Source organism: Candidatus Eisenbacteria bacterium (assembly GCA_035712145.1).
Classification (GTDB): domain Bacteria; phylum Eisenbacteria; class RBG-16-71-46; order RBG-16-71-46; family RBG-16-71-46; genus DASTBI01.
Genome location: DASTBI010000052.1, coordinates 1 through 1,681, shown reverse-complemented (window position 1 = coordinate 1,681; position 1,681 = coordinate 1). Strand labels below are relative to the sequence as shown.

Genomic DNA, 1,681 nt, shown 5'->3' with positions numbered 1-1,681 from the left:
GTCCTACTCTCCCACACCCTGTCGAGTGCAGTACCATTGGCGCTGGTGGGCTTAGCTTCCGGGTTCGGAATGGGTCCGGGCGTTTCCCCGCCGCTATGGCCGCCGTAACTCTATGCAACTGAACACGTGGGTGTTCGTTGTTTCAGATTTGCACAGTGGACGCGAAAGTGATTGGTGTTTTGGTCAAGTCCTCGGCCTATTAGTACCAGTCGGCTGAACCTGTTGCCAGGCTTACACTTCTGGCCTATCAACCCAGTGTTCTGCCAGGGGGCCTTAACCCTCGTGGGGTGGGAGACCTAATCTTGAAGTGAGCTTCCCGCTTAGATGCTTTCAGCGGTTATCCCGTCCGAACGTGGCTAACCAGCCGTGCCATTGGCATGACAACTGGCACACCAGAGGTTCGTCCGTCCCGGTCCTCTCGTACTAGGGACAGCTCTTCTCAAGTCTCCTGCGCGCGCGGAGGATAGGGACCGAACTGTCTCACGACGTTCTAAACCCAGCTCGCGTGCCGCTTTAATGGGCGAACAGCCCAACCCTTGGGACCTACTCCAGCCCCAGGATGCGACGAGCCGACATCGAGGTGCCAAACCATCCCGTCGATATGGACTCTTGGGGAAGATCAGCCTGTTATCCCCGGGGTACCTTTTATCCGTTGAGCGACACCGCTTCCACTTGCCAGTGCCGGATCACTAGTCCCGACTTTCGTCCCTGCTCGACCTGTCAGTCTCACAGTCAAGCTCCCTTGTGCACTTACACTCGCCACCTGATTGCCAACCAGGTTGAGGGAACCTTTGGGCGCCTCCGTTACTTTTTGGGAGGCAACCGCCCCAGTTAAACTACCCACCAGGCACTGTCCCTGAACCGGATCACGGTTCGAAGTTAGATATCCAGAGTGACCAGAGTGGTATTTCAACAATGACTCCACGAACACTGGCGTGCCCGCTTCACAGTCTCCCACCTATCCTACACAAGCCACACCGAACACCAATACCAAGCTGTAGTAAAGGTCACGGGGTCTTTCCGTCCTTCTGCGCGTAACGAGCATCTTTACTCGTAATGCAATTTCGCCGAGTTCGCGGTTGAGACAGCTGGGAAGTCGTTACGCCATTCGTGCAGGTCGGAACTTACCCGACAAGGAATTTCGCTACCTTAGGATGGTTATAGTTACCACCGCCGTTTACTGGGGCTTAAATTCTCAGCTTCGCCGTGAGGCTAACCGGTCCTCTTAACCTTCCAGCACCGGGCAGGCGTCAGTCCGTATACATCGTCTTGCGACTTGGCACGGACCTGTGTTTTTAGTAAACAGTCGCTTCCCACTGGTCTCTGCGGCCTTCAACGCTCCAGGAGCAAGTCCCTTCACGAATCCGGCCCCCCTTCTCCCGAAGTTACGGGGGCATTTTGCCGAGTTCCTTAACCACGATTCTCTCGATCTCCTCGGTATTCTCTACCTGACCACCTGAGTCGGTTTGGGGTACGGGCGGCTGGAACCTCGCGTCGATGCTTTTCTCGGCAGCATAGGATCACCCACTTTTCATCCGCATCACGTCTCAGCCTGGATGAGCGACGGATTTGCCTATCGCTCGGCCTACACGCTTGCCCCGGGACAACCATCGCCCGGGCTGGGCTACCTTCCTGCGTCACACCTGTTATCACGCTCACTCCACCAGATGGGGTCGCATGC

General features: G+C 56.4%; 2 rRNA genes. Both read right to left on the bottom strand.

Going from position 1 to position 1,681, the window contains the following annotated elements:
• Positions 1-107 (bottom strand): 5S ribosomal RNA (rrf, locus tag VFQ05_03070); the annotation flags it as partial.
• Between the two features lie 72 nt (positions 108-179).
• Positions 180-1,681: ribosomal RNA gene (locus VFQ05_03065) — 23S ribosomal RNA — on the bottom strand; the annotation flags it as partial.